This is a genomic window from Pseudobacteroides cellulosolvens ATCC 35603 = DSM 2933 (assembly GCF_001262605.1).
Lineage (GTDB): Bacteria > Bacillota > Clostridia > Acetivibrionales > DSM-2933 > Pseudobacteroides > Pseudobacteroides cellulosolvens.
In genome coordinates this window covers 6,339,110-6,364,625 of sequence record NZ_LGTC01000001.1, presented here as the reverse complement: position 1 = coordinate 6,364,625, position 25,516 = coordinate 6,339,110, and the positions used below count along the sequence as shown (strand labels likewise).

General features: G+C 34.6%; 25 protein-coding genes, 2 pseudogenes and 2 riboswitches. Of the genes and pseudogenes, 9 read left to right on the top strand and 18 right to left on the bottom strand.

The genetic code is table 11. From position 1 onward, the window contains the following. The first annotated feature begins 16 nt into the window (after window positions 1-16). Window positions 17-1,015 carry a GGGtGRT protein gene (locus Bccel_RS26320; protein WP_036945314.1) on the top strand — a complete coding sequence of 333 codons (999 nt, stop codon included), beginning with the start codon at window positions 17-19 and terminating at the stop codon, window positions 1,013-1,015. Between the two features lie 106 nt (window positions 1,016-1,121). Here the strand turns inward: Bccel_RS26320 and Bccel_RS26315 are convergent, their stop codons facing one another. The 7 genes and pseudogenes from Bccel_RS26315 to Bccel_RS26285 form a co-directional block, all read right to left on the bottom strand. Continuing rightward, window positions 1,122-1,982, bottom strand: a complete 861-nt coding sequence (locus Bccel_RS26315; protein ID WP_036945316.1) for an EamA family transporter — start codon at window positions 1,980-1,982, stop codon at window positions 1,122-1,124. 53 nt (window positions 1,983-2,035) lie between these two features. Next, window positions 2,036-3,166, bottom strand: coding sequence for a TSUP family transporter (locus tag Bccel_RS32395; protein ID WP_322787014.1), 1,131 nt, complete (start codon window positions 3,164-3,166; stop codon window positions 2,036-2,038). 70 nt (window positions 3,167-3,236) lie between these two features. Beyond that, a pseudogene (gene crcB / locus Bccel_RS26305) lies at window positions 3,237-3,616 on the bottom strand (fluoride efflux transporter CrcB). A 231-nt stretch (window positions 3,617-3,847) separates the two neighbouring features. Beyond that, a riboswitch (cobalamin riboswitch) is annotated at window positions 3,848-4,011 on the bottom strand. Window positions 4,012-4,039: 28 nt separating this feature from the next. Then, the gene (locus Bccel_RS26300) at window positions 4,040-4,231 is read right to left on the bottom strand and encodes a CooT family nickel-binding protein (protein ID WP_036945319.1); all 192 of its coding nucleotides are present in this window, start codon (window positions 4,229-4,231) and stop codon (window positions 4,040-4,042) included. Window positions 4,232-4,235: 4 nt separating this feature from the next. Continuing rightward, window positions 4,236-4,646, bottom strand: coding sequence for a DUF3842 family protein (locus Bccel_RS26295; protein ID WP_036945321.1), 411 nt, complete (start codon window positions 4,644-4,646; stop codon window positions 4,236-4,238). Window positions 4,647-4,673: 27 nt separating this feature from the next. Further along, entirely contained in the window at window positions 4,674-5,519 is an 846-nt protein-coding gene (locus tag Bccel_RS26290; RefSeq protein WP_036945323.1) for a tyrosine-type recombinase/integrase, read from the bottom strand. Between the two features lie 194 nt (window positions 5,520-5,713). Continuing rightward, window positions 5,714-6,772, bottom strand: a complete 1,059-nt coding sequence (locus Bccel_RS26285) for an energy-coupling factor ABC transporter permease (protein WP_036945324.1) — start codon at window positions 6,770-6,772, stop codon at window positions 5,714-5,716. A gap of 393 nt (window positions 6,773-7,165) precedes the next feature. Here Bccel_RS26285 and Bccel_RS26280 point away from each other — a divergent pair, with 393 nt between their 5' ends. Genes Bccel_RS26280 through ymfI form a run of 7 tightly spaced genes read left to right on the top strand, consistent with a single transcriptional unit; the run spans window position 7,166 to window position 13,101 of the window. Then, entirely contained in the window at window positions 7,166-8,758 is a 1,593-nt protein-coding gene (locus tag Bccel_RS26280) for an ABC transporter substrate-binding protein (protein ID WP_036945327.1), read from the top strand. A gap of 6 nt (window positions 8,759-8,764) precedes the next feature. Then, window positions 8,765-9,757, top strand: coding sequence for an ABC transporter permease (locus Bccel_RS26275; RefSeq protein WP_036945329.1), 993 nt, complete (start codon window positions 8,765-8,767; stop codon window positions 9,755-9,757). After that, window positions 9,754-10,626 (top strand): ABC transporter permease, encoded by an 873-nt coding sequence (locus tag Bccel_RS26270; protein WP_050753889.1) that lies wholly within the window; start codon window positions 9,754-9,756, stop codon window positions 10,624-10,626. The genes Bccel_RS26275 and Bccel_RS26270 overlap by 4 nt, the downstream gene beginning before the upstream one ends. Window positions 10,627-10,645: 19 nt before the next feature. After that, window positions 10,646-11,560 (top strand): ABC transporter ATP-binding protein, encoded by a 915-nt coding sequence (locus tag Bccel_RS26265; RefSeq protein WP_036945331.1) that lies wholly within the window; start codon window positions 10,646-10,648, stop codon window positions 11,558-11,560. Beyond that, on the top strand, window positions 11,550-12,146 hold the full coding sequence (locus Bccel_RS26260; protein WP_036945334.1) for an ABC transporter ATP-binding protein: 597 nt from the start codon (window positions 11,550-11,552) through the stop codon (window positions 12,144-12,146). The genes Bccel_RS26265 and Bccel_RS26260 overlap by 11 nt, the downstream gene beginning before the upstream one ends. An 18-nt stretch (window positions 12,147-12,164) precedes the next feature. After that, window positions 12,165-12,368, top strand: coding sequence for a CooT family nickel-binding protein (locus Bccel_RS26255; RefSeq protein ID WP_036945336.1), 204 nt, complete (start codon window positions 12,165-12,167; stop codon window positions 12,366-12,368). Continuing rightward, window positions 12,361-13,101, top strand: a complete 741-nt coding sequence (gene ymfI, locus Bccel_RS26250) for an elongation factor P 5-aminopentanone reductase (protein ID WP_036945339.1) — start codon at window positions 12,361-12,363, stop codon at window positions 13,099-13,101. The genes Bccel_RS26255 and ymfI overlap by 8 nt, the downstream gene beginning before the upstream one ends. Before the next feature lie 90 nt (window positions 13,102-13,191). Here ymfI and Bccel_RS26245 read toward each other — a convergent pair whose 3' ends face one another. From Bccel_RS26245 to modA, 7 genes are all read right to left on the bottom strand, one after another. After that, the gene (locus Bccel_RS26245) at window positions 13,192-15,381 is read right to left on the bottom strand and encodes a Tn3 family transposase (RefSeq protein ID WP_050753888.1); all 2,190 of its coding nucleotides are present in this window, start codon (window positions 15,379-15,381) and stop codon (window positions 13,192-13,194) included. A gap of 22 nt (window positions 15,382-15,403) precedes the next feature. Continuing rightward, window positions 15,404-16,210: a DUF4158 domain-containing protein gene (locus Bccel_RS26240; RefSeq protein ID WP_050753887.1), complete on the bottom strand. Its 807-nt coding sequence runs from the start codon at window positions 16,208-16,210 to the stop codon at window positions 15,404-15,406. Window positions 16,211-16,214: 4 nt separating this feature from the next. Then, window positions 16,215-16,730, bottom strand: a complete 516-nt coding sequence (locus Bccel_RS26235; RefSeq protein WP_338053619.1) for a recombinase family protein — start codon at window positions 16,728-16,730, stop codon at window positions 16,215-16,217. A 232-nt stretch (window positions 16,731-16,962) separates the two neighbouring features. Next, window positions 16,963-17,769 carry a sulfite exporter TauE/SafE family protein gene (locus Bccel_RS26230; RefSeq protein ID WP_036945647.1) on the bottom strand — a complete coding sequence of 269 codons (807 nt, stop codon included), beginning with the start codon at window positions 17,767-17,769 and terminating at the stop codon, window positions 16,963-16,965. A 14-nt stretch (window positions 17,770-17,783) separates the two neighbouring features. Continuing rightward, on the bottom strand, window positions 17,784-18,866 hold the full coding sequence (locus Bccel_RS26225) for a sulfate/molybdate ABC transporter ATP-binding protein (RefSeq protein WP_036945649.1): 1,083 nt from the start codon (window positions 18,864-18,866) through the stop codon (window positions 17,784-17,786). A gap of 7 nt (window positions 18,867-18,873) precedes the next feature. Then, on the bottom strand, window positions 18,874-19,545 hold the full coding sequence (gene modB / locus Bccel_RS26220; protein ID WP_036945650.1) for a molybdate ABC transporter permease subunit: 672 nt from the start codon (window positions 19,543-19,545) through the stop codon (window positions 18,874-18,876). Then, complete coding sequence (gene modA / locus Bccel_RS26215; protein ID WP_242857014.1) at window positions 19,538-20,326, bottom strand: molybdate ABC transporter substrate-binding protein; 789 nt, start codon at window positions 20,324-20,326, stop codon at window positions 19,538-19,540. The genes modB and modA overlap by 8 nt, the downstream gene beginning before the upstream one ends. A gap of 489 nt (window positions 20,327-20,815) precedes the next feature. Here modA and Bccel_RS26210 point away from each other — a divergent pair, with 489 nt between their 5' ends. After that, window positions 20,816-21,769 (top strand): substrate-binding domain-containing protein, encoded by a 954-nt coding sequence (locus Bccel_RS26210; RefSeq protein ID WP_036945652.1) that lies wholly within the window; start codon window positions 20,816-20,818, stop codon window positions 21,767-21,769. Between the two features lie 854 nt (window positions 21,770-22,623). Here the strand turns inward: Bccel_RS26210 and Bccel_RS32390 are convergent. The 4 genes and pseudogenes from Bccel_RS32390 to Bccel_RS26190 form a co-directional block, all read right to left on the bottom strand. Next, a pseudogene (locus Bccel_RS32390) lies at window positions 22,624-23,891 on the bottom strand (voltage-gated chloride channel family protein); the annotation flags it as partial. Window positions 23,892-23,964: 73 nt separating this feature from the next. Further along, window positions 23,965-24,025: riboswitch (Fluoride riboswitch) on the bottom strand. Between the two features lie 369 nt (window positions 24,026-24,394). Next, window positions 24,395-24,799, bottom strand: a complete 405-nt coding sequence (locus tag Bccel_RS26200; protein WP_050753886.1) for an SMI1/KNR4 family protein — start codon at window positions 24,797-24,799, stop codon at window positions 24,395-24,397. A 2-nt stretch (window positions 24,800-24,801) separates the two neighbouring features. Beyond that, entirely contained in the window at window positions 24,802-25,086 is a 285-nt protein-coding gene (locus Bccel_RS26195; RefSeq protein ID WP_036945518.1) for a hypothetical protein, read from the bottom strand. A gap of 1 nt (window position 25,087) precedes the next feature. Further along, a complete protein-coding gene (locus Bccel_RS26190) occupies window positions 25,088-25,507 on the bottom strand; it encodes an SMI1/KNR4 family protein (protein WP_036945520.1) in 420 nt (139 codons plus the stop codon). Between the last annotated feature and the right edge of the window lie 9 nt (window positions 25,508-25,516).

Here is a 25,516-nt window from a genome sequence, read left to right as displayed (position 1 = left end):
AAGAGAGGTGATCCAATTGGTAAGATTTGAGGGTTATGAAAGAAGAATAGATAAAATAAACGCTTGTTTAGCTGAGTATGGATTTGACGGCCTTGGAGAAGTTAAAGAAATATGTGCCTCAAAGTGTATTGATGTTGAAAAAATTGTTAAAGGAGTACAGCCTATTGCATTTGAAAATGCTGTCTGGGCATATACACTTGGATGTGCAATTGCTTTAAAGAGGGAAGTAAAAAGTGCAGCAGAAGCAGCGGAAGCCATTGGTATTGGGTTACAATCTTTTTGTATACCCGGCTCAGTTGCTGACTCCAGAAAAGTTGGTATAGGACACGGTAATCTTGGAGCAATGTTATTAAAGGAAGAAACTAAATGCTTCTGTTTTCTTGCAGGTCATGAATCCTTTGCTGCTGCTGAAGGTGCTATAGGAATTGCAAGAACTGCAAATAAGGTTAGAAAAGAGCCTCTTCAGGTTATTCTAAATGGCCTTGGAAAGGATGCTGCTTATATTATTTCGAGAGTAAATGGGTTTACGTACGTTGAAACCGACTATGATTTTGCAGCAAGTGACCTAAAAGTAGTAAGAACAAAGCCTTTTTCAACTGGAGAAAAGGCAAAAGTCAGAGTGTATGGTGCAAATGATGTGTTAGAAGGTGTTGCTATCATGATAAGAGAAAGCGTTGATGTTTCAATTACCGGTAACTCAACAAACCCAACCAGATTTCAGCATCTTGTAGCAGGTACTTATAAAAAGTGGGCTGGAGAAAATGGAAAGAAATATTTCTCTGTTGCTTCGGGCGGTGGAACTGGCAGAACACTCCACCCTGACAATATGGCTGCAGGACCAGCCTCTTACGGATTAACTGACTCAATGGGCAGGATGCATGGGGATGCACAATTTGCAGGTTCTTCTTCCGTCCCAGCACATGTTGAAATGATGGGCCTTATAGGCATGGGCAACAATCCCATGGTAGGTGCAACTGTTGCAGTTGCAGTTGCTGTCGAAGAAGCAATGAAGTAAACTTGTTTTTTGTTTGCGACACTTGTAAGGATTATTCACAAGAAAGACAGCCCCTCAAATCAAATTAATGGGCTGTCTTTTAATAATAAGTATTGACAGTTCTATATCAGAGCAATAATACCATAGTTCCTGCAACAATCAAAATCAAACCAGTTATAGACTTTTTCGCAAGTTTTTCCTTTAGGAATAAATAAGAAAATATAATAGTTATCAAAATACTCAATTTGTCAATGGGAACAACGACACTTGCCGGACCTTCTTGCAATGCTCTATAATAACATAGCCAGGAACCACCAGTAGCAAATCCGGACAAAATGAGAAATGCCCAACTCTTTGCATCAATATCTTTTACTGTGTACTGTTTTTTTGTAACAAAAACGATTAACCATGCCATAATCAATACTACAATCGTTCTTATAGCTGTACCAAGATTTGATTCAACACCTTCAATACCTACTTTACCAAGTATGGATGTCAAGCTGGCAAATATTGCTGAAGCAATGGCATATATAACCCATAAGTTACTTTTAGAATCATTATTTTTTATTTCTTTCTTTTGAATCATAAGGTAGGTACCAATGCTTATCAATGCCATAGCTAGAACTTTTATAGCTGTAATTTTTTCATTTAGAAAAACAAATGCAAGAAGCATTGTAAAAATTGTACTTGATTTATCAATTGGAGTTACCTTATTAACATCCCCAATCTGTAGTGCTTTAAAATAGCATATCCATGATGCCCCGGTTGAAAGCCCCGATAATATTAAAAACAATGCTGCCTTTCTGCTAATATCCAAAATAGATCCCTGGGAACCTACTACAACTACCATAAGCCATGAAAAAAGTAAAACTACAACCGTCCTTAGTGCTGTTGCCACGTTAGAGTCTGTATTTTTAATACCGACTTTTGCAAGAATAGCTGTAAGGCCAGCAAATGCCGCTGACCCAAATGCAAATAAAATCCACATAATCAAAGGTCCCCTTATTTTTAAAAAATATTTTGCTCCTAAGCCATGAAGTCTTACCCGAAAATCAACATTTGAAACCCGATAACAGTTAGCAAAATGCCAACAAATTTCATAAATTTCTCATTGGACATATTGTCAATCACTTTTTTACCTGCCAAGGTGCCTGCAATCATAGCAACGCCCATGAACAACCCAATGCCAAGTGCATACAGTCCGATACCAAGGTACTTTTGATAAACAACGGTCTTTGAAATGTGCATAGCAATTGCTGTTACTGCTTCACTTGCAATATACGACACAGGAGGAAGGTTCAGTGAAAGAAATAATGCTGCACCAATCGGCCCGGCACTGCCAACAAGTCCAGAAATAAACCCAACCATTGCCCCCCCGATGAACATTGTTTTGTTGCTGGGCATACATTTAAGCACTTTAAAGTATTTCAACAAAACAAAAACAATGATTGCTAAACCAATTCCCCTTGTTAAAATTTCTTTTGGCACTTTTACAAAGGAAAAAGCACCCAAAACACTCATTGGGACAGCACCGAAAATAAAGAGTGTAACAGGCTTCCATTTGATTTGATTGAAGCCAAAAAAGGCACGGGACAGATTACCTATTAACTGTGCAATTGTGAGGACTGGTACAGCCAAAGTTGTGCCGATTGTTCTTGACAAAAGTGGAAGTAATAGTAATGCTCCACCGAAACCAGCCGCACCTGATATTGCAGCAGCAAAAAAACTACCAATAAACAATAATACATACAGATAGAAAGTTTCTGGAAAGACTATACCCCGAAAAAATACTTTAAAAATAATTAAGCAAATAATACCTACCCATATTGAAATAATTATAGCTCCAGCTACCCAGTTTTTCGGTTTGTCGTCCTTAAAAACGGCTTTTGCCTGTTGTCTACATTCTTCCATTACCTCCGGGGGTATCATTTTAAGTGCTAATCCAACACCTAACGGAATTAGCACTAAATCATCCAAGTAACCCAATACTGGAATGAAATCAGGTATTAAATCTATTGGGCTTAATGCATAAGCTACTATTAACATTACGAATAACTTTGCATACCAAGGTACATCAGGCCTTTTATAAGCTAAGAATAAAGCTGTAGCTTCACTTTTTAACCTTTTTGCCTTGATTTTTAAATTTTCAAAAGCTGTTTTAAAACTTATCAAATTACAAACCAACTTTCACATATAGGGTTTATTTGGCTTCAAATATAGTATTTATATATTTATATTGAGGCTATGTCTTTATGTACTTACCAATTAAAGTTCCAATAAAAACTCCTAATAAGCTTAAACTTAAGTTAAGAATAATATTACTAAACATAAAAAATAACGTCCACTTTGGTATAAAGATACTGTTTCAAAGCTAAAAGTCGAAAAGGTAGTCAACCCACCCAAAATTCCTGTTGTCAAGAATAATTTCATATTTGGAGTAATAAAAGAAGGATATATGCTTAGCTGCATAATAAAGCCAATTAATACAGCACCAATAACATTAACAATAAGTGTGCCAAAAGAAAAGTCAGACTTAAAAACCCTTACAGCTCCAGTAGATATCAGATATCTTAGGGCTGCACCAATAAATCCACCAATTCCAACACAAAGGATTTTATCCATAAAAGTCACCTTCTTCTTTCTTATTTAAAATAAAGATGAAGTTCCAAAGAACTATTATAAATCCTTACAGAATACAATAAACATATAATTGCTCACTGTCATGTTGTCAAAATAATTACATTAATATATTTAGTAATTCCAAAACTTTTTGAATCTACCTGAAGATATTTCTGTGTATCTAACAGTATGTTGTATATATTTTTATGTCCAAGATAAAACTGAATGCTACGTGTATCTTGCCCATCGTTAGCAAGTTTATATCAAGTTGAATGTCTAGTATATGCGGATGTGGCATTTGATAAAGTATTTCCCCTTCACAGCGGCGGGACCGTGCAGGACTTCCACTTGCTTCCCTATTAAGCTGTACTTAAAGTACTAGCACTTGTTGTTTTACTTTATTTTGTTAAAATTTTAGAAGAAAATTTAGATTTCTTCGATAATAATTTTATGATCGACAAGAGCCATCTCTTTAATTTTTCCCTTTATAGTTTTTCTTTCACTGAATACATTTTCGAGTTCAACTATGCCATCACCAGGAAAAATCTTGTCTACAGACTCTAGAACAAGCTCTTCATCTCCATCTTTATTAATTATATATACATTTGCTTCACACATATTCTCACCCCATATATTCTTTTAATAACATTATAGCACTATCAACCTGGTGCGGAAGTGGCTCATTTTTAATACCTGCAATTTGAATATTGCATTTATTCATTGGTATCAATATTTTTTTTGCAGGACTTTCTGCAATAGCTTTAGCTATTGTTGGAGTTAGTTCTCCAAGCATTGAATTTGCAGCAATTATTCCTATTGGCCCCATAATCACATTGACTCTTGTTGAATTATAAATAATTGCATTTTCTCCTGATGCACCTTCGTTAGCACCTGCTTTAAGCATTAGTGCTGTAGCTAAGGCATTGGTTCCTAGTGCAAGTATTTCCAAGTTATGCCCAAACTCCAGCCTCAGTTTTTCTACTATGGTTTTTCCCATACCTCCGCCTTGACCATCTATAACAGCAATACGCATATGTAGCCCCCTAACCAAATCATTATATTATAAAAGATTAATCTTTCTTTTCATTTCTTCTCTCGATGGATTTGTATAAATTAGCGTAGTATGGATATTTGAATGTCCGGCTTGATTTGCTACTTCATGCACAGACAATCCATTTTCAAGAGCATATGAACAGAAAAAATGTCTTAATGTATGTGGCGTAATCTTTTCACTATATTTATTAAAAAGCCTGTTTATAACAGTATTATCAACCTTTTCGGATTCTCTGCTTACAAAAAGGTACTCACTATCCTTATACTTGTGTATTTGACGTACCTTTAAATATTCCTTTATTGCATTAACTATCTTATCATTAACAATAACAAGTCGTTGCTTTTTGCCCTTGCCATAACGTACTAATATTTCTTTTGCCATGAGGTTAACATCACTGATTTTCAAATTAGTAGCTTCTGATATCCGCATTCCAGAGTATGCAAGCAAAGTAATGAGAGCATAATTTCTCTTGCTGCCGCTCTCAAGTATTTTCTGTCTGAAGCTCTCTATATCAACTTTAGAAACAATTGCAGGACTTGCATATTCAGTTTGTACCTTAAGATAATCCTTTTTAAATATAACTTGCTCATCCTGGAACTTTTTTTCTATAAGGAATTCATTAAACTTTTGTATTGCTGCTAGAATTGCATTTATGCTCTTGGCATTTAGTTTTCTGATATTAATCAAATAACTCTTATAATCAATTATATTTTCACGATATATCTTTTTGAAGGCAGCACTAAAACTTGTAGTAAACCATAAAATATAATCTTCAACATGTTTTTTATAAGATTTAACTGTATTACTACTTTTATCTTGTTCTTGCAAGTAAAGTATAAATGATTCAATCATTTATTTAACCCCTCGAATAAATTATATTGCACTGATAATTTAGGAATATCCAATAAATTATTTTGCACTCAATAGGTTTATTATAGATAAAAATCATTCATAGTACAATATAATTTATATTATATTGTATTCATTTTTGTTATAAAATTAAGAAGATACAAAAGTATCTCCTTTATTATTTAAAAACTTTTAGTCTAAGTTGTCGCTCTATTTTTTCTTCTTTTTATTGCACTTATTATTATGCCAATAAAAGCTACTAAAATGAGAGTCATAGCTCCACCAGCAATGCCAGAAACGCTGGTTCCGGCACTAACAGCAGGCCATGCTTCTTCGCTTTCATCACTTTTTGGTTCTTCTACCTTTTCACTATTCCCTTGCTTAAAGCTGTAATCTGGTAAAAGTGCTGTTTTACTTTGTATGTCAGATAACGTTTTATGAATTCCATCAGATGCTTCCAGTTCTGCAGTACCTGCAGTTTTTTCCATAGACCATTCCAAACCATCGGGATTTGATGAAGCAAACCAGGAAAGAGCTCCACCAACAATTAAAACCGCAACAGCAAGTCCTACCAGGACTTTTTTTATGGATATATTTCCAAGGGATTTTCCAATAGCTGCATTTTCAATTATTTCAGGTCTTGTTTTCCAAACAAACGTTACAACTGAAGCTGTAACAAGGCCTTCAACTACGCCGATTGCAAGATGTATAGGTTGCATAAGTAGTACGAAAGTTTGAAAAGGTAAACTTGTATTGCCGGAAATAATTGTTTCGAGTACAACACTAAACGCTCCCATTTGCAGTCCAACAATTGATGATACCATAGACGCTATAAATATTTTCTTTGGACTTGTTTCTTTTCGTGTAAACCATTTGTAAATGAGTGGATATGCTAAAAAGCAAGTAAAAAATCCGAGATTAAATACATTACAGCCATAGGCAAGAAGGCCGCCATCACCAAAAATCAGTGCTTGGATTAATAGAATGGATGCCATTGTAAGAAATCCTGCATGTGGTCCAAGTAAGATTGCAAGAAGCATTCCTCCTCCAAGATGTCCGCTTGAACCTGTTCCTGGTATAGAAAAGTTAATCATTTGAGCAGCGAATATAAAAGCTCCCATCACACCCATTAAAGGAATCTTTCTTTCATCCAAGTCATTTCTTATTTTTTTAATTGAGTAAGCAGCAACTCCAGCAGTAGCTGCCAGCATAGTACCACCAACAATTGGTGATATTAAGGCATCTGCCATATGCATAATACATCGTCCTCCTTAAAAATAATAAACCCAAAAAAGGCTTATTCTTAAGCACTTTTTTGGGTTCGTCCCAAAATTAACTATTATTTCTAAAGGTCAATATATCATAGACTTCATTTTTAGTCAATTGATAAATATTTTCATATTTTCATTTTCATATTGACTTTTTTATTTTAGCTATGATATATTCTATTGGAAAATCAAGTCAAGAAGACTTTTGTAATATTGGTATATTTAGACATTAACAAAAACAAACCACGAAGGGATGCTATATGAAATAGCACTTTTTTGTGGTTTGTTTTTTATTAAAAAGCTTTGGCCAAGCTCAGGAAATGAATTCTGATATTTTTTTATTAAAAACAAAAAGCAAGCATTTTTAGGAGGCAATTTATTATGTTCAAAAAAGCAATAATTTTTATTCTTATTTGCAGTACTCTGGTTTTTTCAGGGTGCTCCGGCAATAAAGAAACAAGCAAAAATGATGTAAAAAGAACTGAACTAACCATGGCAATTAGCAGTGAACCGGATGGAGGATTTGATCCCACCACCGGATGGGGCAGATACGGATCTCCTCTTTTCCAAAGCACCATACTAAAACGTGATAGTGACATGAAGATTGTAAACGATCTTGCAACTGAATATACAGTTAGCAGTGATGGACTGGTATGGACAGTAAAGATTAGAAAGGACGTTAAGTTTTCTGATGGTAAGCCCCTAACGGCAGCGGATATTGTTTTTACATATGAAACTACAGCCAAAAGCAGTTCTGTCGTTGATTTGAGTGTTATGGAAAAGGTTGAGGCCATAGATAATTATACAGTTAAATTTACATTGAAGAACCCTCAATCAACATTTGTTAATATCCTTTCAAACACAGGAATTGTTCCCAAGCATGCATATGGAAAGGACTATTCACAAAAACCTGTAGGGTCTGGGCCTTTCAAATTTGTTCAATGGGATAAAGGACAACAGTTGATTGTTGAAGCAAATCCTGAATACTATGGAGATAAGCCTTTCTTTAAAAAAATTACTTTCCTTTACTTAAGTGAAGAAGCTGCATTTGCGGCGGCTCAGTCAGGAACCCTTGATATTGCAGCTATCGTTCCTTCATATGCGAGTAATAAAGTATCGGGTATGCACCTGCTTGCAGTTGACAGTGTTGATAATCGTGGCATCATGTTCCCTTATGTAAAACCGGGAAAGAAAACAAAAGATGGCTATCCAGTAGGAAACGAAGTTACTTCAGATATTTCCATCCGAAAGGCAATTAACAAAGTTGTAGACCGAAAAGCACTTGTAGATGGCATTTTAAATGGTTATGGTTCTCCAGCTTACACCGTTTGTGACAAAATGCCTTGGTGGAACCCTGAGACAGTAATTGAAGATGCTGATTCGGAAGAGGCAAAGAAGATCCTTTCAAATGGCGGGTGGAAAGATTCAGACAATGATGGAATTCTTGATAAAGGCAATATTAAGGCTGAATTCAAACTAATATATCCTTCGGGTGATCAAACCCGTCAATCATTGGCAATTGCAGTAGCAGACAAAGTAAAAGATATAGGCATAAAAATAAACGTTGAAGGCAAAAGCTGGGATGATATAAAAACTCAGATGTACTCAAATGCCATTGTTTTCGGTTGGGGTAGCCACGATCCCATAGAGATGTATAACCTTTACAACAGCAAATATATGGGAGTTGATTACTTTAATTCCGGACACTATTCAAATCCAACTGTTGACGATTATCTCAATAAAGCAATAGAAGCCACAGATGAGACTCAAGCAATAGAATACTGGAAAAAAGCCCAATGGGATGGAAAGACAGGGTTCACAACAAAAGGTAATGCTCCCTGGGCATGGCTTGTTAATCTTCAACACTTGTATCTTGTAAGGGATAATCTCAACATAGGAAAGCAGAAAATCCATCCTCATGGTCATGGATGGCCTCTTACCGACAATATAGCTGAGTGGGTCTGGAAGGAGTAAATATACATGTTTAATGGGAGCATACTAAAATTCATAATTGGTAAAAGCATACGCATTTTATCATTGCTGGCAGCACTATCTGTAATATCATTTGCATTGGTAAGCCACTCACCCATAGACCCAGTCCAGGCATATATAGGTGCCGATATGATGAAGGTTAGTCCTGCCCAGAGAGAAAAAATAGCTGAACATTGGGGGCTGAACAAGCCCCCGGTGGAAAGGTTTTTATCCTGGGGTAATTCTCTTATACATGGAGATATGGGAACATCCATGATATATAGGAGGCCTGTTTTGGATGTAATAAAAGAAAGATTTATTGCATCCTTGGCCCTAATGGGAATTGCATGGGTGTTATCTGGAATTCTTGGTTTTATTTTAGGTGTGATTGCTGCAATGAATAGAGGGCGAGTGATAGACAGGATCATAAAATGGTATAGCCTCACTCTTGCCTCTACTCCGACTTTTTGGCTAGGTCTTCTGCTGCTTATCGTTTTCTCAGTCTGGCTTGGCTGGTTTCCAATTGGAATGGGTGTACCGGCAGGAGTTATTTCAAAGGACGTAACCCTTTTAAGCCGCATTAGCCATATAATTCTTCCGGCATTGACTTTAAGCATAGTTGGAGTTGCGAATATTGCACTGCATACAAGACAAAAGCTCATGGATGTTCTGGAAAGCGATTATATATTATTTGCCAGAGCCAGAGGTGAACATGGAATTAAGCTTTTTTTAAGGCACGGTCTACGCAATATTGCCCTTCCTGCAATTACATTGCAGTTTGCATCCCTAAGTGAAATTTTTGGCGGCTCTGTCCTTGCAGAACAGGTTTTTTCCTATCCTGGTCTTGGACAGGCAACTGTACAGGCCGGACTTCGTGGTGATCTGCCTCTGCTTTTGGGAATTGTACTTTTTAGTTCAATATTTGTATTTGCCGGAAATATGATGGCAGATATCATATACAGGGTTGTAGATCCAAGGATCAGGGAGGTTAAAGCAGTATGAGTGAATTAGCATCAAATATAACAAGTAAAATTAATATTCCTTCTTTTTTAAAACCAAACAGAAGACAGCACACACTTATAATGATTTCTTTATCAAGCTTGGTTCTAATCGGGATTATATTGGCAAGTGTAATTCTTAGTAACGAAAGAATAGCAACACACTTTGATTTAAAAAACCTTGGCCCTTCGTTATCTCATCCCTTTGGAACAGACTGGCTTGGAAGAGACATGTTCACCAGGACTGTAAAAGGGCTGTCATTGAGTATCTATATTGGTATTATAGCCTCTGCTGTAAGCGTTGCAGTTGCATTGGTTCTTGGACTGTGTGCTGCAACCATGGGAAAGGCAGTTGACAGTGCAATAACCTGGATGGTTGATTTGTTTCAAGGAATGCCTCACCTTGTAGCATTAATCTTAATAGCGTTTACAGTGGGTGGAGGTGCAAAGGGTGTTATTATTGGGGTTGCCTTAACACACTGGACCAGCTTGACACGTGTAATACGTGCAGAGATATTGCAGCTAAGGACTGCCCAGTATGTACAAATTTCAAGGCATATGGGCAAGAGTAGATGGTGGATTGCTGTACATCATATGCTTCCCCATTTGGTACCGCAGTTTCTGGTGGGTTTCGTTCTTCTCTTTCCTCATGCCATACTTCATGAAGCATCCATAACATTTTTAGGTTTTGGACTATCTCCACACAAGCCTGCAATTGGTGTAATATTGTCGGAATCAATGAAGTACCTGTCTACCGGAATGTGGTGGCTAGCATTCTTTCCAGGGATATCGCTGTTAATAATTGTGAGATCATTTGATATTATCGGCGAAAACCTTAGACTACTCATTGACCCACATAATGCAAACGAATAAAGTTGGAGGAGGAGATTTAATGCTAGAGGTAAAGGATTTATCAATATCATTTATACAATATCAAAAAGGTTTGAAAAAAAGGACACTTAAAGTAATCTCAAACCTTGATGTAACAATAAATTCGGGTGAAATACTGGCAATAGTCGGTTCAAGCGGATCAGGAAAAAGCCTTCTTGCCCATGCCGTACTTGGAGTGCTTCCTAAAAACGCAGTTGTATCTGGGGAAATTATTTATAAAGGCATGCCCCTCACACCCAAACTTCAAAAAAGGCTTCGGGGCAATGAAATATCTTTGATACCCCAGTCGGTTAACTTCCTTGATCCTCTTATGAAAGTAGGGGCACAGGTTCAAGCTTCTGTAAATACAGGTGATAAAAAAGAAGAACAAAAAAGCATATTTAAAAGATACTCTTTAGATGAAAAAACAGGAATCAAGTTTCCATTTCAACTTTCAGGCGGCATGGCAAGACGTGTACTTTTTGCCTCAGCTGTAATCGGCGGTGCAAAATTAATAATTGCTGATGAACCAACACCAGGACTTCATCCTGAGGTGGTAAAGGAAACATTGCAGCATCTTAGAGAGCTTGCTGACCAAGGATGTGCTGTGATGCTTATTACCCATGATATAGGTACTGCAATTAATGTGGCAGACAATATTGCTGTTTTCTACTCCGGTACAACCGTTGAAGTTGCTCCTGCATCGAATTTTTCCGGAAATGGAGAGCATTTAAAGCACCCTTATACAAAAGCACTATGGAATGCACTGCCCCAAAACAGCTTTATTCCCATTTCTGGGTTTCAACCTTCCTATGAGGAACGTAAAGGATGCTTCTTCCACCAACGGTGTTCTACTAGGAGCCAGGATTGTTTGTCAAAAATGCCCAAAATACGTGAAATAGACTCAGGAAAGGTAAGGTGCCATAATGCTACTTGAATCAAAAAACATTAATTTTCGTTATGGTAAGGGCCCCTTTATAATAAAAGACTTTACTATGGAATTAAACTCCGGTGAAATAGTTGGTCTATCAGGAAACAGTGGCTCTGGAAAAACCACTCTTGCCAGAATTCTTGCTGGATATGAAAAGCCTTATGAGGGACATGTTCTGTTAGACGGTAAGCCATTACCAGAAGATCGTTTCAACCCGGTTCAATTGGTTTTCCAACACCCTGAAAAATCAGTCAATCCACATTGGAAAATGCACAAAACTTTAAATGAAGGTTGGTCACCTGAAGACTCTCTAATACATTCACTTGGCATTGAAGAGGAATGGCTTCAAAGATGGCCTAACGAATTATCCGGTGGTGAACTGCAAAGATTTTGTGTTACACGTGCATTAAGTCCTGATACAAAGTTTCTGATTGCAGATGAAATGACAACAATGTTAGATGCTATTACACAAGCTCATATATGGAATGTGGTTATTGATATAGCTAAAAAAAGAAATATAGGAGTTCTTGTTATTAGCCACGAGAGGCACCTTATTGACCGTATTTGCAGCAAAGTAATAGAAATAAATTAACTTAAGGGATGATAAAACATGTGTGAATCAAATGTATATCTTATTGATGAAAAAGGTGAAGAAAAGTTGGTTTTTGAAGGAGTTAATGAGGTTTCATCCTATGGTGGCGGTCTTTGTCTTGAGAATATATTTTATCAGAGAAAATATATCCTGGCTAAAGTAAAAGAAATCTCATTTTTGGAAAGAAAAATAATTTTAGAAAGAATATCCGAAGATGAATAAGAATAAAACAGTCATAATTTCAGGAGCTTCAGGCGGTATTGGTAGAAGCATGGTCGTGTTATTTGCCATTAATAGATACAATGTCATTTTAAACTATAACCGATCCTTAGAGAAAGCTCAATTATTATACAGAAAACTAAAATCAAAGGGTCTTTCAATAGAATTATTTCAAGCAGATGTATCTAAACGTGTTCAGGTTGATGCAATGGTAGACTATTGCATCAACCAATTTGGAAAAATTGATATACTTATTAATAATTCAGGAGTATCCCAACAAAAAATATTTACAGATATATCCGAAGACGAATGGGATTATATGATAAATGTCAATTTAAAAGGTGTTTTTAATTGCACACAAAGTGTTTTAAAACATATGATACGAGAAAAAAGTGGAAAAATAATTAACATATCTTCTATATGGGGAATGGTCGGAGCATCCTGTGAAGTGCACTATTCTTCAGCAAAGGCTGGTGTAATAGGTTTTACAAAAGCACTTTCAAAAGAGCTCGGCCCATCAAATATACAAGTTAACTGCATTGCCCCTGGAATTATTGAAACTGATATGCTTAGTTCATTTTCTTTAGAGGAATTAAAACAATTAAAGGATGAAACTCCGCTTATTCGGTTAGGAAAACCAAAGGATATTGCCAGATGTGCCTTGTTTTTGGCTTCTAAAAATGCTGACTTTTTTACAGGTCAGATACTAAGTCCTAATGGCGGATTTGTTATATAGCTATAGATTAATCAACTGAGGATTATTATGGGGTATGGCAATGATTCGTGAATTTTACAGCCATAAGACATAATTTACCAAATGCCAGCCTTATGATTTAATTATTTGTGCTGAATATTCAAGGTTTGGTGGTTTTCTATTTAAATCAAAATCATATTGTCCAAACCTGTTAATATGATCTGTAGGATATGGACTTAAGCAAGATAAAATAGCTTCATCAATCTCATACCCTTCTGATATCAATTCCTGCAATATCTTTGTTATACTAAAAACATTATAAAATATAATGCAATTTGCAATAAGATGATTGTACTTAATTATTTTTCGTTGTTCATCCCGGTTATTCTCAGTCATTGTTCCTCCAAACGATATCCATTTTGAAAAACCATTAAAGGCTTCATTCTTATTGGTAGCAGACTGAATGGTACTTCGGAGCTCGGGATCATTTATATATCTCATTAAGAAACCTGTACGTATTGCACATCCTAACTCCCTAAATGCTTTATATAATCGATTCTTTTTACTGTATGTACCAAGTTTACGGAGAATGGTTGATGGTGTTATTTTTCCTTCTTTTATAGAAAGTGCGACTCTTAGCATGTCAGGAAGGTGAGTCTTTATTAAATCCCAATTAATTGCTTCAGAAAACAACTCGTCTATATGCTCATATTTATCATCTTTGTTAACCCGGTAAAGCTTCAAATCCTTCCAGTTCCTTATCCTTGGCATAAGATTTATTCCTAAAAGATAGGATAAGCCAAAGATGGGTTCATTTTGTCCTTGTGTATCTGAATGAATTGTGTCAGGTTGGATATCCTCATTATCTTCATTATTGCTATTGAAAAATATGTCAAGAATATAAACTCCTTCCCAAACTCCGCAAGGGATGAAGTGGCTAAATAATGCTATATAATTGGTTGCTACAAGATAATAACCTAATGCTCCGTAACCACCGTACCTAATATGATACTCAGATAATAGATTATTATCATTAAGATCCCATTTTGTAGCATCAGCAGCAGCATTTTTTGTGTTTCCCCAGAATTTTGGTAAGGCAAATTTATTGTATGCATCGATAAGAAGCCGTATCATCTTTTCCAGTTTTTCTTCATTAGAATATCGTTGATTAACCCATGCTATTTGCTTTCTATTAAGCTTTTTTAATGATTTAGAAGCTTGAGAAGGTCCTAAACCACATCCATAACAAAATACTGTTGCAAGGAATCTCTCTACAGGCTCTTCGAGTTTTGTTTCGTGGCCAGAGACAGAACTAAAGTACCGTGTCCAATTAAGCCAATATTCAGTATCTATAAGAATTTCAAGGATGTTAACAGGAGCTAATCTTTCAGCAATCAATGCTTCAATCTTTTTAAGCTGTTGAGGATTTTTCTTTTTCTCCGGCTTACTTAAGACTGCTTCGCCATTTACAATTTTAAGATACTCATTTTGGGGAAATGACTGATCTGTATTTGTAATCATCTCATTAAGCCAATTCTTTAGATTGTCTATAAAGGCATCCGCTTCAAAGTTCATGTTTAACCGTTTACTATAGTCATCAATATTCTTATTATATTCGTCCCAATCAATAAGCTGTTCTCGGTAATCAGAATAATTATCACTTCCCGGAACAAATAAATCACCGGCTTTAAGTTCAAGCATTACTTGATAGAAAACACATACTTCAAAGTGTCTTCGGTCAATTTTTTCAGGATATATTTTTCGATTACTGCTGCCAGATATTATCTTCCAAAATAAATCTGGAATCCATGATAAATCAAGGAGTTGTCTCTGAGATTGGTTTTCCTTTCCTTTATTTATTATTTCAATAGTAGGTACCCAATCCAGTTTTGAACTTCTATATTTTTTTATAAACCTTATTGCATCTTCAATAGAGGAATCTTGGTTTGTTGTTTTTAACGGAATGCTTTCTAAAATATTAAATAGGGTCGAACGACTGCTTTTATAATGCTTCCACATGAATGGGTAATAATTATTACCAGAGTACGCAATATGAGAATCACAATCATTTATAACCTCATCTGCTTTTTCTCCAGCTATAATGGAATCTATTTTATCATATTTTTCTTCTTTTGTTCCTTCTGATTTACAGACTAAAACCGCTTCTTTTAGCTTGAAAACAAGTTTGTCTGCTATTTTTGAATACTGACCCAACTTATAATTCTGAAGTTCTTCTTTGGCATTATTTTTAATCCTATTCATCTTTTTTATAAACATTTCGACAATATCATCATAAGCTTTAGTATTCTTAACTGCAAGCATTGCTGCTATCAGGGCATATTTTTTATTTTGGTTCCAGTTGCTTCATTTGTGCTGCATTCAGAGTTTGTGCTTCAGATGCAAACTGCTTTATCTTTATAATTGGGATATCTGCTAATGCTTCTTTACCGATATTCTGTTTTTTTATCCATGCGAGGTAATTGACCATTATTTTAATGCTTTTTAATGTAGGTGCTCCTGGATCATCTTTTAAAGAATTCCAAGATGTAAACGATTTTTGTTGTTCAACTTCCAATAAAATATCATATTGCTTTTTTATTTCTTCATTTAAACGGTTATTAATAGTTTTAAAGTAGAAACGATAAACTAGTGAGCGAATACGTCTGGATAACCTAACTAATGTGTTAAATGAAGGTAGTTCATAATAATTCCTTGTTAACTCTTCAATAGCAACATTAATAAGGTCAGCAAGTTCTTCTTTTGTTTTTGCTGCCTCCCTCATTGCTTTTGAAACAATATGTCTTGCAACTTTATCAAATGGTTTTGTTTTAAAATAGTCTCTCAGTATTTGAATATGTCGTGGTCTTGTTCCAGATCTATCATAATTATTTATATCAGGTATTATGGACATACCTATAGTCTCTGCAATATGTTGAACAATTTGTACTGGTATTTCTGTGATAGGAATAAAAAATCCAAGTCTTTGATAACTTTTAAGCATGACAATAAAACATAATTTTGCTGTATCTCCTCTTGTTACATTGATTGCAAAATCAATTTCATTCTGGGTTGGTGTATATATGTCATTTAATTCTTTCTGAGTAAAGTTGCTTTTATATCTGGGATAAGCGGTCTCGCTTATACTTGGCATTTTATCACATCATTTCATATTGTTTCACTAGTTTATAAAAGGATGTCCTTTTTAAATTGAGTTCGATCATGCATTGAGTTGCTGTAATACTACCTTTTTTCCATGCATTATAAAACTTTTCAAAATTATCTGGAAAGCAAATCTTTGGTCTGCCTAAGTGCTTTCCTTTTATTTTTGCAGCATCAATTCCTTCACGTTGTCTTTCACGTATCCTTTTTCTTTCATCTTCCGCAAGCCAACTAAGCACTTGCAGTACTATATCCTGAATTAAAGTTTCTAGTCCGTTAAGGTCTTTAAATTTAGTTGTATCAAGCAATGGCATATCTAAAACAACAATTTCAATTTCTTTAACTTTAGTTAGTTCATGCCATTCATTTAGTATTTGTTGTTTATTTCTCCCAAATCTATCAAGGGATTTTATATATAATATATCTCCTTTTTGCATAATCCTTTTTAATAACTGATATTGTGGCCTTGAAAAATCTTTACCACTCTGTTTTTCAATAAAAATAAGACCCATCGTCAATACCAATTTCTTTCATTGCTATGACTTGTCTGTCCTCATTTTGTTCTTTATCACTTACCCTTATATATCCATATTTTCGTCCCAAATTAAACTCTCCTGATAGTATTTTTACTAAAAGTTTATCAATATTATTCGTAATGGTCAATGATTTTTATGAACATTCAAAAAATCAATTTGTTAATGTTTACGAATGAAAAAATCACAATATTTTTATATTCATAAAGGTTTACCTTTGCGAATTCTTTAAAAACAACTTCACAGCCGAAGCAATTAAAATACATCCAAGTGACAATTTTAAAAATGGGCCAGAAATATATGATACCAACACAGTTCCTATGAAAGAACCTATAACCGAGCTAATACCCATTGGAATAACTAAATGTGTAATATCCTCACGTACTGAATATACACCATTGGATGCATGTTTCATAATTCCTATAATTATAGTCGGTAAGCTAATTAATAAACTAGCTGTTCCTGCAATTTTTATATCAACACCAAAGACAATTATCAAGGTCGGTATTATCAACTCACCTCCAGCAACACCTAATAGGCTGCTGATAAAACCTATCACAAGACCAAATAGTACACCGATAATAACGGTTAATGCAGTAGAATAATTTTGAACTTCACTTGACGCAATAGGATAAAAACCTTCTACAATCAGCAACAGTCCAATAAAAACAAGCAATACAAGGATAACTTTCTTAAAGGAGGCTTCTGTAACTCGTTTTGAAAAATGGGCACCAGTATATGCTCCTGTCATTGAACCACATATTAGAGAAATGATTACAGTCAGTAAGGGTAAAAGATTATTCATTTTAGCATTTGGAAGCCTGAAAGCCAATGAGGATATGACTGTCACCAAACTAACCGCCAAATTTAAAGCCACCGATTTATGAGTCGATTTTTTGAATATACCGACTAAAACAGGCAATCTAAATTCCGCTCCACCCAATCCGATTAATCCACCTAAACACCCAATAGGTGTTCCAGTTACTAAAGACATAATGATAGATTTCTTTTTTTCCATAAGGTTATTTCCCCCTAAATCCGTTCATTTTGATCACCTTTTACCAAGAAAACTCTATCTTCTGGTATATGTAACATGAGCTTTTTGCATTTACAGCCCATTAAATGAGGACAATTATGTTTTGATACTTCAACCTGAAAAATGTTGCCTTCGCAGTTTACTATTATTGATGTAGAAAAAATTCCTTCGATTTTCTCAATAATTTCACATTCAAATGTATTCAACTCATTCGTAAATTTTGAGGATATATGTAAATCATGTGCTCGGACACCAGCCACCATTTTCGATTGAACTTCTGCCGCCGTTTTACTGGCTCTTAATATAAGCCCCTTAGACTTTGTAATAAAGCATCCATCTTCTTCGCCAATAATATCCACATCAAAATAATTTTTACAGCCTGTTATCCTTGCAGCCGTTAATGTAGATGGTGAACGAATAATTTCTTCCTTACTTCCGATTTGTATAGACCTACCTTTATCAAAAATTAAAATTCTATCGCACAGACGGTACGCTTCTTCGATATTATGCGTCACAAGCAGTACAATCCCATGATAGTTATTTCGAATTACACTTAATAATTCCTTTTCCAGTAAATGCTTTATATGACTGTCAAGGGCAGAAAAAGGCTCGTCTAAAAGCAGTAATTCCGGATCGGTTATCAATGTCCTGGCGAGAGCAGCTCTTTGCTGTTGCCCTCCCGATAATTGTGAAGGATAACGGTTTTCAAAGCCGGAAAGCTGCATTTTTCCAATCATTTCAATAACTTTATCATGACGTATTTTTTTATCTAAGTGTTTGACCCCATACGCAATGTTTTTGTATACTGTTAAATGTGGGAATAGTGCATAATTTTGAAACACGTAACCAATATTCCTTTTCCGTGGAGGTATATTTACTTTTACATCAGAATTAAATAACTCCTTTCCATTAAGTTTTATCTTTCCTTTATCGGGACTATGTAGTCCTGCAATACACTTTAAGGTCAAGCTTTTGCCACAACCCGATGAACCGAGTATTCCCAGTACTCCTCTATCGCTGGAAAATGAAGAGTGCAACGAAAAATTACCCATTGTTTTATTAATAGATACTTCAAGCATTTTAGTGTCACCCCTTTTTCATCTTCTTTTCCAATCGATTGACAATATACAAAACAACAATAGAAACACTTGTCATTATAAGTACAAGCATATTTGCCATATCTTTATTTCCTGCCTGTAATGCATCATAAATAGCAATTGGCATTGTCAATGTTTTATCTGGAATACTTCCAGCCACCATCAATGTTGTACCAAAGTCCCCCAAAGCCCTTACGAAAGCCATAGTTATTCCTGATATAATTCCTCGCCAGGCAATAGGGATCATAATAGTTAAAAATATGTTTAGTTCGTTTCTTCCTAATAGTCTTGCAGCATTCAAAAAATCTTCGTTTATTTCCGTCAAGGCAGTTTTTGAAGATTTTATCAAGTATGGGATGGATACAACTGTTGAAGCTATAATTGCTCCCATAGGGGTAAATACTATCATAATATCAAATTGCTCTTCGAGAAATTTACCGATCCAGGATTGCCGACCGAGTAGTACGAGTAAATAATAGCCAAGTACAGTCGGAGGTAATACAACAGGCAAGTTTGTCAAAGTATCAATAAAATCTGATATTCTTCCTTGTTTACGACTTAAAAAATAAGCTATAGGCAAACCGAAAAGGATACTGATAAATGTTGCTGTAACCGCTACACGAAACGATAAAAACAGTGGAAAGAGATTAACATTATTCATTTATTTCTTCAGGAAGGACGAAACCATATTTTTTCATGATTTCCCTTCCATACTCTCCATTAACAAATTTAATAAAAATTCGTGCCTCTTTCTCAGACTTTGTTCCTTTAACAACAGCTATAGCCTGTTGTAGCGGTTTATGCAACTTATCATCAATAAGTAAAAAAGTTACTTCATCTTTTTTGACAACTGATAAAGAAATAAATCCAGCTTCTACATTACCTGATTTTATTAGTGTTAATGTATCCTGAATATCCTTTCCAAAAACCATTTTATCCTTTAGTTTTTCCCATAAGCCCAATGATTCTAAAGCCTGTTTTGCAGCCAAACCATAAGGTGCATGTTCTGGGTTTGCTATTGCAATTTTCTTAAATTCCGGCTTTAACAAATCGCTAACTTCTTTTACTTGTAATGTGCTTCCGATCTTTATCGCAACACCAACACGCCCAATAGCATATAATTCTTTAGTATCGGCAATTATCCTGTCCTTCTCTATTAAATCGTCCACAAATTTAATATTTGCTGAGGCATATACATCATAAGGTGCACCATTCTCAATCTGTTCTCTTGCAGTGCCTGAAGAAGAAAATATTTGCTTTAATTTAATACTTGTATTTTTTTCATAAAGATCTCCGATTTCTTTAAATGCTATTACCAAATCAGCAGCAGCAGCAACTGTCAGTTCTGTTTTGCTATTTTCTTTTATGTTGGTTGTGCTTTTTTCCGATTGTACTATACTTGTTTGATTTTTTGTTGGGTCAGTATTATTTATTGTATTCACTGATGAGCCACATCCACTTAATAATAGAGTTAAAGAAAATAAGGAAGAAAATATCAATGAAATAGACCATTTTGACATATGACCAACTCCTTTTTTCAATTTTTTGATTTTAATAAGTTATATGAATTTAATTAAAGTTAGTGACTTACTAACTAGACATGCAATATTCATTGCAAACATGGCAAGAAATAACGTGGCATGACATAACACAATTCAATATTAGATTTTATCATGTTGTATTCATTATAAACACCTTCAAGTGTAAAATCAAGTCATTTTGCAATAGAAGTTTGATTTTGCTTCATATTTTATAACTAAATGAATTTTCATACAATATTATTTTTATACTCATAATAGTTATATACCGCTATTTAAAAGGCGTATCTATATAAATACATAAGATTATTAATGAAGCATTTTGACTTTAATATTGCATATCAGATTGATTATTGCTATAGTATAGAGAAACAGTTTAAGGAAGTGAGATAAATGAGAGATTGTTCATCATTAACACCACAAGAAGTAGCTGATATCCTTAAAATAGCCAAAAATACTGTATATGAATTAATTAAACGTGGAGAACTTAACGCATATAGGATAGGTAGGAAAGTCCGGGTAGACCTAAACGATGTTGAAGAATATAAATCTAAAAGTAAAAGTCAAAAAAGCAATTTAACTAATGATATCACTCAATCAGCAAATTCGCACCTATTAAATAATGACATAAAACCTTTCAGAGATGGTTTTATTATTTGCGGACAAGATATTCTTCTTGATATTTTATCACGTTATCTAGAATGCCACCCTAAAGGAGTTCAGGCATTGCGAGCTTATATAGGAAGTTACAATGGTTTATATTCTTTATATCATGGTAACGTTCAGATGGCTACTACACATCTTTGGGACAGCGAAACAGGACAATATAATATTCCGTTTGTAAAACATTTACTTCCGGGAATCCCCACAGTTATTATTCATCTTGCTTGTCGTATGCAAGGTTTTTATGTAGCAAAAAGTAACCCTAAAAATATTAACACTTGGGAAGACCTAAAGAGGCCCGATATAACCATAGTAAACAGAGAAAAAGGCTCTGGTGCAAGGGTATTGTTAGATGAACACTTAAAACTTTTGAAATATTTCGGTAGCTCTATTAAAGGATATAGTCGAGAATGTCTTTCTCACTTGGCTGTTGCCAGCACTGTTGCTCGGGGAGGAGCTGATCTGGGAATTGGTAATGAAAAGGTAGCTTTACAGGTACAGGGTGTTGATTTTATTCCATTACAGAAAGAAAGATATGATCTTGTTATAAAAAAAGAAGATTTTGAAAAACCACCGTTTCAAGCAGTACTTGAAATAATACGTTCTGAAGAATTTAAGATGGAACTTTTAGGTATAGGTGGCTATGATTTATATGATATTGGCAAAATTATAGCAGAAACGTAGTAAAAAATCCTATTTAATAAATCTTCTAATTGGTGGATATATAAACAAGTAAAACATAGCCATATACGAATTGTTTTCAAATATAGCTATGTTTTGATGATTAATCATTAATCCACAATCTCTTCCAGATCATCCATTTCTTCTGAATCATCCAATTCCTCATCATTAATCTTTTTGTATTGTATTTCAATATCTTCAAAAAAGTGACCATTAACAATCGTTATAATGTCCTTTTCTCCATATGATGTACCAATATCGACAGTAACCACATGTGTCCCAACTGATAAATCTCTATGAGCAATTTGACCGTTTTGAGGTGGTAGGGAATAGAAATGTCCATCAGCATTATAGGAACTGTGATTTAATCTTATGGTATTCCCCAAAACACAAATTCTATATATATTAATACCTATATTACTTTCTAACTCAAAAGAAGAAGTACCCCATTTGAACTGACCTGATAACTTTTTAGTAGTAAGATCATCATCGTTAATAGTTGGTACTTTAGTAATTTCTTCTGAAGAATTTTCAACAATTGTACAGTTCACTTTAATATCTAAAAAAAGATTAGAGTTCACCAGTACGACCTTATCAAGTTTTCCATACACTTCGTTTACTTGAACTGCATAGATTTCATCACAATTCGGAGAAATTATAAGCTTTTCCTTGCCGGCAAGTGGGGGAGAATTCCAACTGGCTCCATCTGGATTAAATGAATGATGATTTAAAATTAATCCCTTCATACTTGATTTAATTCTAAATAGATTTAATCCGTGTGTTACAGGTAATTCAACACTAGATTTACCAAATTGAAGTTGACCGGTTAACCTGAAATCTGTTTTAAGAACATGGCTTTTTTTCTTTCTCGATAAATTTCCCAAAGTTATATTAGTTGGAATATCTCTGAGAGAATATTTACTTCTCCCGATTTTTTGAGAGGAATAGATGCCTGTATGCCCTGAAAAGAAGTAACTTACAGCACAAGTCGCAAACAGGAACTCAATCCCTGTACCCCCAAACAATTCAACCCCCAGTATGAAAGATGCGATAGGAGTGTTTGTTGCACCAGCAAATACACCTATAAGCCCTAATGCTGCCAGATGAGATGGAGAAATACTTAATAGATCCCCTAAAAAGTTACCGAGAGTAGACCCAATTACAAACAATGGGGTTACTTCACCTCCTTGGAAGCCTGCTCCCAATGTTATAGAAGTAAAAATTAATTTCCAAGCGAAAGCAAAAGGAGAAACATGCCCACCTATTGATTCTTTTATCAATGGCAAACTCAACCCAATATAATCTCGGGAATCAACAGCATAAACCAGTACAATTATAATAATACCCCGATAAAACTTTTTACCATAGCATTTTCAAAACTCGAATTAAAGAGATCTTTTAATTTGTGAGTTAATTTGCTAAAAGTTCTACTAACCAATCCAAAAACTATTGCTGCTAAAATAATTTTAAAGAAATTTATTGGGGTTATACCTATGTAATTTTGTATAGCATAATGACTGTGGTTTAATCCTAGAAGCCCAGTAACAGCGTTCCCGATATATGCCGCTATAAAACAAGGAATGATAGCCTCATAGCTCATAAATCCTAAAACTGCAACCTCAAGTCCAAAAACTGTACCTGCTAAAGGTGTTCCAAAAACAGCTGCAAAGCCGCTACTTACGCCATTCATTAATATAATTCTACTATCTTGCTTATTTAGCTTTAGTGTTTGGCTAATCCAATTGGCAATGCTGCCGCCCATTTGAACGCCTGTACCTTCTCTACCTGCAGAACCGCCAAATAAATGAGTCAATACCGTTCCTATAAAAACCAAAGGTGCCATCCTTAGAGGAACTGTAACGTCTTCTTGATTGATTTTCTCAAGAATTAAATTATTTCCCTTGATAGAGTTTTTACCGAATTTAATATAAATAAAACTTACAAATACACCTGCAAGCGGAAGAAAAAAGATAATCCAAGGATAATGTATCCTGCTTTCTGAGACATATTCGAGGCTTTTGAGAAAAACAGCATTAATAATTCCGACCAAAACACCTATAATACTTCCAATAAGTATGTACTTTGATATATCTTTCAAAGTATGCAACAATTTAATACTTTTCATACATAAAACCCTTCTTTCTTTGAAATTAAAAGTAGTTCAAAATAAAAACTCCTACATAAAATACAATTTCGTAAATTATGTAGGAGTCATTAGCATAGTAGCAGTTAATGGCGAACTCCATCACCTATTTAATTCGTTAAAATTATATCATACTGAAAAGTTCAAGTAAACAGAAACAACTTAATAAAATAATTAAAATTATTGCAGAAGAAAGTAATAATTCCCATATACTTTGCGCTGGTCGCACGGATGCTCCCACTACCTCAATTAGGAAAATTATGTCTTATGGCTGTAAAATTCACGAATCATTGCCATACCCCTTATAGGGGTAAAGTTGCCGCTTTTGAAACATGCCCACAGTATAATTTTAACAAAAACAATACTAATACTATTGTTTTTGTTAAAATTTAACTTTTTAATTTCCTGTTGCCATAAGGTGTAAAATCACATACAAGTATAATTTTTCCATGCATTAATTTCATACCTTAAAAATGGAAGATGAACTATCCACTTTTATTTAAAAACTTTAGGAATTCAACAAAATTACTACCACAATTCTTTACTTCTATTAAATCCATACCTATGAAGGGAACTTCAACGATGGTACTTTCGTTCCTTGAATCAAACGCATAAGCATTTAATCCCCCGTCTGAGCCAAATAGTATAAGACCTGGAGCAAACTCGTTTATTTCATATGCTTCATTTAAAGATATAATCTCATCTATTTTCCATAATGAGAGATATGAATTTTCTCCTACCCAACCTTCTCCGCCATTACCAGTTAAAAGAAAGTTCAAATAATCCTTTGGAAAGCAAAATTTAAGATTTTTTTCTACTTCATTAATAATCTCATTTGAGCAAGGGGGATTTAATTCCATTTTATCCAACAAATTATCATAATTATTCACTGCTATTCCTCCAATTTTACCCTGACTTCCCTTATCTTTTTGTTCCACCATACAACTACTTTTGCGTGTTTCTCACGAGGTAAAAAAACTTTATTTGATATATCCGTAGGATTACCCCCAAGTTTTATAGGTTCAATTTCATGTATTTGCAATCCTTTTAAAGCAGGGTCATTTTTTCTTAATTGTCTATTAACAACATTACAGCTTTCTTTTGCTTCATCGTATTTATTATTTTCCTTTTCACTACTACTCATATTAATTTCCTCATCTTTCAACTGATATTTCAAACTATTCTTCATCCCAATTGAAGTTATATAAGTATTCTATAAATTCATGAAATGTATTGGCACAGAACCCTACATAGTCAATTTCAAGTGAATCTAGTGGTACTGAAACAATATATTCATTTTTGTTTTTATCAAACCCATAGCCCATCTTTGCACCATCAGATGCAAATAAAACTATATTATCTAAGTTATCTTTACAACAATCTTCATAAAACTCCTCAACATCTTCAAGTTCCCATATAGTTAAATAACTATCACCTACTTCACCAACTGCACCGTTAGAAAATAGCATAAACTCTTTGTATTGCTGTGGGAAACTAATTCCCACAGCATCTTCAACTTTTTTTAAATCTTCAATTGTAATAGAAAGATGATTACCAAAATCAAGGTCTTTGAAATACTTGTTTTTTTTATAATCCATACTCTTTCA

What these genes read in the sequence shown, in the direction of transcription:
- Bccel_RS26315 (WP_036945316.1), bottom strand. Translation starts at nt 1,982, where the DNA reads ATGTGGATTTTATTTGCATTTGGGTCAGCGGCATTTGCTGGCCTTACA.
- Bccel_RS26300 (WP_036945319.1), bottom strand. Translation starts at nt 4,231, where the DNA reads ATGTGTGAAGCAAATGTATATATAATTAATAAAGATGGAGATGAAGAG.
- Bccel_RS26295 (WP_036945321.1), bottom strand. Translation starts at nt 4,646, where the DNA reads ATGCGTATTGCTGTTATAGATGGTCAAGGCGGAGGTATGGGAAAAACC.
- Bccel_RS26290 (WP_036945323.1), bottom strand. Translation starts at nt 5,519, where the DNA reads ATGATTGAATCATTTATACTTTACTTGCAAGAACAAGATAAAAGTAGT.
- Bccel_RS26285 (WP_036945324.1), bottom strand. Translation starts at nt 6,772, where the DNA reads ATGCATATGGCAGATGCCTTAATATCACCAATTGTTGGTGGTACTATG.
- Bccel_RS26280 (WP_036945327.1), top strand. Translation starts at nt 7,166, where the DNA reads ATGTTCAAAAAAGCAATAATTTTTATTCTTATTTGCAGTACTCTGGTT.
- Bccel_RS26275 (WP_036945329.1), top strand. Translation starts at nt 8,765, where the DNA reads ATGTTTAATGGGAGCATACTAAAATTCATAATTGGTAAAAGCATACGC.
- Bccel_RS26270 (WP_050753889.1), top strand. Translation starts at nt 9,754, where the DNA reads ATGAGTGAATTAGCATCAAATATAACAAGTAAAATTAATATTCCTTCT.
- Bccel_RS26265 (WP_036945331.1), top strand. Translation starts at nt 10,646, where the DNA reads ATGCTAGAGGTAAAGGATTTATCAATATCATTTATACAATATCAAAAA.
- Bccel_RS26260 (WP_036945334.1), top strand. Translation starts at nt 11,550, where the DNA reads ATGCTACTTGAATCAAAAAACATTAATTTTCGTTATGGTAAGGGCCCC.
- Bccel_RS26255 (WP_036945336.1), top strand. Translation starts at nt 12,165, where the DNA reads ATGTGTGAATCAAATGTATATCTTATTGATGAAAAAGGTGAAGAAAAG.
- ymfI (WP_036945339.1), top strand. Translation starts at nt 12,361, where the DNA reads ATGAATAAGAATAAAACAGTCATAATTTCAGGAGCTTCAGGCGGTATT.
- Bccel_RS26245 (WP_050753888.1), bottom strand. Translation starts at nt 15,381, where the DNA reads ATGCTTGCAGTTAAGAATACTAAAGCTTATGATGATATTGTCGAAATG.
- Bccel_RS26240 (WP_050753887.1), bottom strand. Translation starts at nt 16,210, where the DNA reads ATGCCAAGTATAAGCGAGACCGCTTATCCCAGATATAAAAGCAACTTT.
- Bccel_RS26235 (WP_338053619.1), bottom strand. Translation starts at nt 16,730, where the DNA reads ATGGGTCTTATTTTTATTGAAAAACAGAGTGGTAAAGATTTTTCAAGG.
- Bccel_RS26230 (WP_036945647.1), bottom strand. Translation starts at nt 17,769, where the DNA reads ATGGAAAAAAAGAAATCTATCATTATGTCTTTAGTAACTGGAACACCT.
- Bccel_RS26225 (WP_036945649.1), bottom strand. Translation starts at nt 18,866, where the DNA reads ATGCTTGAAGTATCTATTAATAAAACAATGGGTAATTTTTCGTTGCAC.
- modB (WP_036945650.1), bottom strand. Translation starts at nt 19,545, where the DNA reads ATGAATAATGTTAATCTCTTTCCACTGTTTTTATCGTTTCGTGTAGCG.
- Bccel_RS26210 (WP_036945652.1), top strand. Translation starts at nt 20,816, where the DNA reads ATGAGAGATTGTTCATCATTAACACCACAAGAAGTAGCTGATATCCTT.
- Bccel_RS26190 (WP_036945520.1), bottom strand. Translation starts at nt 25,507, where the DNA reads ATGGATTATAAAAAAAACAAGTATTTCAAAGACCTTGATTTTGGTAAT.